8 protein-coding genes and 1 pseudogene are annotated in these 7,890 nt (G+C 58.5%); 7 read left to right on the forward strand and 2 right to left on the reverse strand.

Annotated elements, in window-relative coordinates; translation table 11 throughout:
* The 7 genes and pseudogenes from C447_RS13435 to C447_RS13455 form a co-directional block, all read left to right on the forward strand.
* Positions 1 to 886, forward strand: an 886-nt coding sequence (locus C447_RS13435) for a hypothetical protein (protein ID WP_007694828.1), incomplete at its 5' end; no start/stop codon positions are given.
* A 341-nt stretch (positions 887 to 1,227) separates the two neighbouring features.
* The gene (locus C447_RS18670; RefSeq protein WP_007694830.1) at positions 1,228 to 1,671 is read left to right on the forward strand and encodes a bacterio-opsin activator domain-containing protein; all 444 of its coding nucleotides are present in this window, start codon (positions 1,228 to 1,230) and stop codon (positions 1,669 to 1,671) included.
* Entirely contained in the window at positions 1,652 to 1,993 is a 342-nt protein-coding gene (locus tag C447_RS18675) for a helix-turn-helix domain-containing protein (protein WP_007694832.1), read from the forward strand. The genes C447_RS18670 and C447_RS18675 overlap by 20 nt, the downstream gene beginning before the upstream one ends.
* 355 nt (positions 1,994 to 2,348) lie before the next feature.
* Positions 2,349 to 2,486 (forward strand): annotated as a pseudogene (locus tag C447_RS18995) (helix-turn-helix domain-containing protein); the annotation flags it as partial.
* A 15-nt stretch (positions 2,487 to 2,501) separates the two neighbouring features.
* Entirely contained in the window at positions 2,502 to 3,134 is a 633-nt protein-coding gene (locus C447_RS13445; RefSeq protein WP_007694834.1) for a TrmB family transcriptional regulator, read from the forward strand.
* A 129-nt stretch (positions 3,135 to 3,263) separates the two neighbouring features.
* Positions 3,264 to 4,256, forward strand: coding sequence for a DUF7282 domain-containing protein (locus C447_RS13450; protein WP_152416172.1), 993 nt, complete (start codon positions 3,264 to 3,266; stop codon positions 4,254 to 4,256).
* 278 nt (positions 4,257 to 4,534) lie between these two features.
* The gene (locus C447_RS13455; RefSeq protein WP_007694838.1) at positions 4,535 to 5,524 is read left to right on the forward strand and encodes a hypothetical protein; all 990 of its coding nucleotides are present in this window, start codon (positions 4,535 to 4,537) and stop codon (positions 5,522 to 5,524) included.
* Positions 5,525 to 5,621: 97 nt separating this feature from the next.
* Here C447_RS13455 and C447_RS13460 read toward each other — a convergent pair whose 3' ends face one another.
* Both C447_RS13460 and C447_RS13465 read right to left on the reverse strand, forming a co-directional pair.
* Complete coding sequence (locus tag C447_RS13460; RefSeq protein ID WP_007694840.1) at positions 5,622 to 6,371, reverse strand: hypothetical protein; 750 nt, start codon at positions 6,369 to 6,371, stop codon at positions 5,622 to 5,624.
* 345 nt (positions 6,372 to 6,716) lie between these two features.
* Positions 6,717 to 7,169: a universal stress protein gene (locus C447_RS13465; protein ID WP_007694842.1), complete on the reverse strand. Its 453-nt coding sequence runs from the start codon at positions 7,167 to 7,169 to the stop codon at positions 6,717 to 6,719.
* Positions 7,170 to 7,890: the final 721 nt, after the last annotated feature.

Below are 7,890 nucleotides of genomic sequence, written 5' to 3' on the forward strand. Positions count from 1 at the left end.
CTCACCGATCGTGAGCGAGCGAGGCCGACTCCTCGAACGAATTTATGGCGATGGGATCAAACCCGCGACACAGTGTGCTGGAACCCATATTCACTTCGACGCCGTGGACATCCCGCGGCAGGTGAACCTCCTGACCGCGCTCGACCCGGTGCTCGCACTCGTAAGCTCCTCCCCGTTCTACGCGGGCGAACATCCGATGCACAGCGCGCGTCCGTACGCGTATCGCTCGCTCTGCGGCGATGCGTTCACTCGATTTCGCGACCTCCAGGAGTACACGGTCGACACCGCCACGTGGGACGAGCGACTCGCCGGTGAATACGAGACGTTTCGGACGCTCGCGGCCGACCGAGGCGTTTCCGAGGCCGAATTCAGGGCCCACTTCCAACCCGAGAACGCGATGCCGATGCCGGTACGCGTCCGACGACGGTTCTCTACTGTCGAATGGCGGGCACCCGATACGGCTCTGCCATCCCAGGTAGTGCGACTCGCCATGGACATGTCCCGAATCGTCGAGCAAACGGCCTCGAAGTCCGTCGAAGTCGGCGAACCGGGTATCGACACCGATCGAATCCGGATCCCTGCCTTCGAGGAGCTTCTGCAGCTCACGGCAGCCGCGATGGAAGACGGGCTCCAGTCCCCGGTAGTGTGGGAGTATCTCGAAGCGATGACCATCGATCCAGCCGACTACCGACCGATTGCCGACGAGATCGACCGGCACTCTCCCATCTCGGTTGCCGACGCGCGACGCATTCGACTCGAATACGCCGACCGACTCGAACGCGACGTCGCGACGCTGTCGATGGGTACCGAAACACGACAGCACTCACCGCCGAGCATCCTGACGGACGGTCTGCAGGCTGCAACCGAGCGGCTGCGACCGTGGTGAGTGTCGTGAAAGCAGGTTCCCGTTGTGGGTACCCGTCGGCTCGACCAGCTACTCACCCACGGTATCGACGCAGCTACAAGAGACAGATCGATGGTGGTGTCTGAGGGATTGCTTGTGGCTAACACGAGGCCGCTTTTATCGAATTCCGGGACAGTGTGACAGAAGCACACATATAATGTGTCCGGGGTATTGGAGGCATCAACGCCAGAGTGGGTGTAGGTGGTTGGGATGAAGTATGCAAGCCAGTGGACGGAGAACTCCACACCGGGGAAGGAGACTCGTACGTCCGAACAGAGCCGTCATCAGCGCCGAGGGGATCGAGCATCGAGGGGGACCGGGCGATGAGCCTCATCGCGACCTACCGAGTCGACACCCCGGTCTACGACTCGCTTTTCGAGGAGGTCCCCGACCTCCGACTCGAGATCGAGCAAGTCGTCGCGTGCAGTCCCGACACCCTCTCGGTGACGGTCTGGGCTGAGACGGACCACTGGACGGCGTTCGAAACCGAACTCGAACGCTCGGATATCATGCACGGAAACCGGTATCTCCGCTCGGAAGACGACCGAGCACTCTACCAGATTCGGGTGCCCGTTTCGGCGACCAGCTACTGGGACTGGACCTCCCTCGGGAGTGTCCTCCTCGGTGCGACCATCACGCGTCACGGAGCGACGGTCCGAATGGAGTTCCCAGATCATGAAGCCCTGAGTACGTATCGGGACTGGTGTCTCGAANGCGACCATCACGCGTCACGGAGCGACGGTCCGAATGGAGTTCCCAGATCATGAAGCCCTGAGTACGTATCGGGACTGGTGTCTCGAACACGATAGAGACTTCTCGCTGAACAGCCTTACCGACGCTCGCTCGGAGTCTACGCTCGACTCCCAGTCCCTCACGTCATCGCAGCGCGAGATCCTTTCGTTGGCTATCGAACATGGGTACTTCGGTATTCCGCGTGGGATCAGCATGGTCGAGCTCGCTGCGGAGTGTGGGGTCTCCGACCAGGCGGCATCCGAGCGGCTCCGGCGTGGTCTCTCGAATCTTCTCGGAAACGGCATATTCGAGACCCTCTGGGCCGCGCCTTCAGAAGACGCTCTCGAAGCAGAGTAAGTGGCACCCGGTCAGTACGGTGGTTGGAAGTACTGACCGAGGGCCACTCCTCCCTTCTACCCCATCGGCTAAAGACCTTTTGTGAGGATTCGGGTGACAGGAACGCCGCTCGCTCAACACGGGCCCGTTCAACGACTTGGACCGTTCGTGAAGCGGGTGAGTTTGCTTGGAACAGCACCGCAGGGAGGGGCCGATTCGGGGAGAGACATATACGCGCTCACGACGGACTACGCAATCGGTGGTTGGACCATGGTAAGCGCGGTCGAAGCGGAGGCGATAGAGCTGCTCCAGGAGCTCGGGCTCAAGGAGTACGAAGCGAAGTGTTTCGCGGCACTCACGAGGCTCCCATTCNGAGCTGCTCCAGGAGCTCGGGCTCAAGGAGTACGAAGCGAAGTGTTTCGCGGCACTCACGAGGCTCCCATTCGGGACGGCGAAGGAGATCAGCGACACCGCGGAGGTTCCCCGTACCCGCGTCTACGAGGCCGTTCGAGTCCTCGAATCCAAGGGATTGGTCGAGATCCAGCAGGGGAATCCACAGTATTTCCGCGCCGTCGGGGTCAACGAGGCGGTCGTCGTGCTCGCAAACCGCTATTCGTCGCGCATCGACGAACTGGACCAGGCGCTGCACGACGTCGAGAGTCGACAGGAGAGCACCGAGCAGAGTCCACACGAGGTCTGGTCGCTTACCGGTGCCGCCTCGATCGTAGCGCGTGCCCAGGAGATGGTCAACGCCGCGAACGAGGAGGTGTTCCTCATCGTCGGGTCCCAATCCGTGCTCACCGACGACCTCTATGAGAGCCTCGAAGAGGCCGCCGCGACTGGAACGGACGTGCTCGTTGGCGCGCTCCAGTCGGAAACCCGCGACGCGATCCGTGACCACGTCCCGAGCGCGGAAGTGTTCGAAACCGGTCTCGGGTGGCTTGAGGGTCCTGTGACGGGGGTGGAGGAGGCCTCGATCGGAGTGCTACTAATGGTCGATCGGACCGAACTCCTCGTGAGTTCGCGGACCCCGACTGACGGTGGTGAGCCAACTGAGCGGGCGATACATGGGACTGGTTTCTCGAACGGGCTCGTGGTGATCGCTCGACGGTTGCTCTCCTATGGGTTACAAGATATACAGGACCCAGCCAGAGAGGAGTAGGTACGCGACAGCGGATCACCTGGCTGCTGTCGGTTCATTGCTTGCTACCAGCAAGAGTCGCTATCTGTGGACTCATCTCGGGAGCCGTCCACTACCGGGTGAAGGGTACTTGGAGACCGAGGGGATGCTTTGGTCATCGTTCGCGAGAACCACTTTGGTGTGCCGTCAAACGAGAACTCATCCGATGAGTCGGATAGCATGAAAAACAGACTCTCATCCACGCTCGACAATATCAACCGCCGATCGGTTCTCAAGGCGAGTGCAGCGGGCGTTGTCGGCTCAGTGGCTCTCACACAGCCAGTAGCTGCCAACTGCGATAACCGATTGGAGTTTCCTGACCAGAGTTACACTCAAGAGAGCGTCGAGAGCGTTCGTATCGATAAAGTCTGTATCGATCCAGACAGAGGCCCTCTCCGGGTCCACGTCAACGGCGGTGGCGTGACCGGGACGTCAGAACTCCTGGAAGGTGGGATCTACGATACACCGATCTCCGTCTCACTGGACACACCACTGACTCAGACCGCAACACTGACCGCGACGCACGAGGGCACCGACAGCGAGGAGGTAACTCGCGACCAGGCACGTATCGAGGTCGATAGCTCCCAATCGGGAGACGACGGAACCGATGAACCAGATGGAGCATTCACCCGGTTCGAAAGTCAAGTTACGGATGGGACCTACGTCGTCGTTGACGAGGCGAGACTCACCACTCCAGGCTTCGTCTCGGTTCACATCGCGCGACCCGAGGAGGGAATCGCGGACGTCGGCTTCATCAACCCGGAAAATGGCGAGGCACAGAACGCTGCTGCGACCATCATTGGGTTCTCCGAATTCCTGGAGCCTGGGACCTACGAAAACGTTCATGTTCCGCTCTTCGAAGATGAAGAACTCGATGCAGTCAGCGGCGAGATCGACCGACTCCCCGAGCCAGCGGTCCTGGTTTCACTCCCTCACGAGGATTCCAACGGGAACCGGGAGTGGGATTTCTACGACGAGACCGATGAGGACCCGGCATACGACTTCGGCGATACTACATTTGCGCCCCCGCTCGATCGGCCAACCGATATTGCAGGAGTCGTTCCGTTAGCCGAGAACACGGATCAGTTCGAGATATCTCGCTGAACTAACTGAAATCACTGCCGACGCTATTTTCCCATCCGTCTTCGAAAACCCCTACTCAAGTAGCGGGAAACTTGTATCACCGGGGCTTCTTTACCAAGAAGAGAGCGTACATTTGTTTAGATATGTAGGGCCAATCGCTAGAATCATATGTTAATAGCATTCTAGCTCCAGCATCCCTGCACTTTTACCCCTCGATATAAAACCCTTGGACTGCCATGCAACGGAGACCGAGAGACCCATCCGACCAGCAACGGGTACATCCTCGACAAAACTCTATCGTGGAACGCGTCGGGGGTCCTATCGATGAGCTGTTTCGGTCGTTCGAACAGCAGTACGGCTGTCGAATACTGCGGTATTCGCTCGCATTCGTGTTCTTCTGGTTTGGGATCACGAAACCCCTCGGGATCTCCCCTGCGAACCAAGTAGTTCGCCCAGCGTTGGCCCACACGCCGGTTCTTAGCGAACTGATATCGTTTCCACTGTTCTTCTCGCTTCTCGGTCTCTGGGAGGCCTTAGTTGGAGTTGGATTGCTCTGGCGACGAACGGTGCGGGTAGCCGTCGGGTGTATGTGCCTTCAGATGGCGGCTACGTTCACTCCACTGTTCGTGATCCCGGACCAGACGTTCCAGTGGTGGCCGCTCGTCCCGTCGACACCCGGATTCTACATCATGAAGAACTTCGCGTTGGCAACCGCTGGACTCGTCGTTGCCGCCCTTGAGTCCGATAGGCTCCTCCCCCAGAAGGACGTTCCCTGGTCGAGGTATATCCGTGGTCCCTGGAGGGGGATCCTCTCGGGAGTTTCTCGAGCGACTTCACGGAACGTAACCGTTGAGACGTCTGTCTTGCGAGATCTCAGTCTCACTGGACTCCACGCGGGATTAGCTATCGTCTTCCTCTGGTCTGGAATTCTCATGGTGACCACCTCGCCCACTCCCGGTCACTGGATCGCATCCGTCGTTCCCAATATACTCGTTGCAAACAACGTCCTCATACCCCTTCTTGGCGTCCTAGAGCTCGCGATCGGCCTTTACCTGCTGATACCGAGTTTTCGAGCCACCCACGTCGCCGCCTACCTCTCCATTGGCTATATCGGTATGGCCATGCTTCCAGTCGTGTTCCATCCAGCACAGGTTTTCGTCTCGTTTCCGTTCGAACCCACATTCGAGGGCGTATATATCTTCAAGGACCTCATACTGATCGCTGGAATACTAACCATCGATGCAAATAAGCGGAGAACCCCCTCTACGGTAAGATACAGTACTGACTAATTATCTGGGGAGTCACCGAACCGATATGCGAACGTCCAATTCACGACTAGGTTCGATGAATCGACCGGTCCGAAAGCGATTCAGCATGAGTCGTTCGCTAACGACTAGGAACGGTGGAAAAGCGTAATGTTCCACGTATGTCCGGTCTGGTCGAAGGTACCGTTGAAAACGCCGTCGGCTTCGATGATGACCCCTCTCCAACGGCGCTATCTTCGCCGAAACTGTCGATCCCTTCGTCGGCCTTCTTGTATACGGTTTGTAGACCATCCTGGAGCGAGAGTCCGGATCCGCTGTTCTGGTCTTCGGCTTCCGGATCGCTCTCCGCTTGGTCGATATTGTGTGAGAGAACGTCGCTTAGTTCTGATTGTTCCTTCATCAAGGCCCGCAGATCGATCGCCTGAAGCAGTTTTCCGTAATCGACGAGTTCGGTGAGGCGACCGACGTCGACGGGGTCCGTCAGCTTCCCACTGGCGAGCGCTTTCGGAATCGCCTTGCCTTCGATCGCCGATGGCAGCTCGTCCGAGTCGATGGCATCCGGTAGCGCCGCCACGTCGATCGTGTCGAGGAGGTCGGTCGCTTTCTCGACGACTATCCGGAGGTCGTCGATCTCCTGTTTCGAGTCATCTAGCGAGGTTTCCCCCTGAAGCCATCCCTGTAGCGCAGAGATACCAGGGGCAGCCCGCTCTAGCAAGTCTACCGCCTCGGCTGCATCGGCGACGATCCCCGTTTCCCCCGATCCGTCGCTCGATTCCGTGTCTTCTTCCGACTTCTGTAGTGCCTTTTCGAGACGATCGCGAGTATCGAACAGATCGGGCTCCGTGCTGGAGCTCCGAGAACGCGCGCTCATCTCGCGGAACCCGACTGTGTGGCGTACTGTGTTCTCATTCGTGTTTCCCAGTGGTCGAAGGGTCCGACTCTCGATAGCCTTCGCGCCAGCGGTGGCAAGCTATGTTGCGAGGAACACCGTTCGACCCCGAACGTGAAGTCTCCCGCTACGTGTCTTCCGAAGAGGAGCCCGTTTTCCGCTTGACGAGACGGATGTCGTGAACTTCGGCATGGTCGAGAGCGGAAAACAACGTCTCACCTGTCCACTCACATTCGGTGCACTCGTAGCGTTTCATACCGATGGGGGAACCCCCTCCTGTTCGCCGATCGCTGTCATACTTGCTGTGCTCCGGGAGGGCTACTCCCCTCAGATAACCAGAACGGGTGTCCCGATCGCTCTGAGGACACGCTCGGTGACGCTTCCGAGCGTGAATCGATCGAGTACCGTGTGACCGGATCGCCCCATGACGATGAGTTCTACGTCCTGGTCCGCCGCGTACTGGACGATCTCCTCCGGGATGATCCCGTGGCGGATCGCGTGTTCGATCTCGATCCCCGTTTCGTCCTTTCTCTGAACGCGATCCACGAACTCCTCGATAGCCACCTCGGCGGCTTCCTGTAGGTCGACCTCGGTCCGTTCGAGCGCCGAACGTTGTTCGGAACTCTGCGGGTCGTGGAGCAGTGACTGGAACGGTCGAACGACGTAGAGAACGTGAACCACCGTCTCCGGTTCGACGATTCGATCGAGCCCGTACTCTATCGCACGGTTGGAACTATCGCTGCCGTCAGTCGGGAAGAGGATCGTTTGGTAGTCGTTCATCTGGGATCATCTGGGTGTCTGTAGATAGACTTGGTCGAACTCCGAGCCGCCACATTGTGGACACTGATGAACTGGCCCGGTCGTGACCGGGAGCATCTCACCGGCGTCGGTTTTGGTTGCCGGATGCAGACTGTCGCATCTCGCACAGCGCACGAGGCGACTCTCGCTTCGGGGATCGTTTTCATTGAACATGGTGCCGAAAGGGGCATTCGGGAGTTGTTCCCCCACTGATGCCAGAACAACGGAATAGGAGGGAACTGCCCAACAGGTGCTTGCTTTCCTGTCCCTCTATGCCCTACTTCGTTCTCGCCCTCCGCTCGCAAAGCCTACACCCATTGACGTCCATGCCTCCCCCGAGAACCGACATCCCTTCCCCCTACTCGTACGCTACGTGGTACCGCGCATACAGTGTCCGTGGCTTCGAACCCGCTTTAGAAACCTCTCGTCTCTGATTCAAAAAATACCGTCAGGTGAGATACGGATCGGGCACGTCTCACCACTTATCGATAAGACAGTGATAGCAGACACGGGTCCCGATGTACTGGTCGCTCATCCGCTTCCCACACCGTTCGCACGTTCGAAGGCGCTCTACAGACTCCGGCTTTGCTTCTCGTCCCATGGCATCACCCACCACTACCTATCACTCACGTCGCTAAAAGCCTCGCGGAAAAACCCAATCTAGTATGAAGATAGTACATGGACTGTCTCTTATACACATCTC

It is taken from the genome of Halococcus hamelinensis 100A6 (assembly GCF_000336675.1).
In the GTDB taxonomy this organism is placed as follows: Archaea; Halobacteriota; Halobacteria; order Halobacteriales; family Halococcaceae; genus Halococcus; species Halococcus hamelinensis.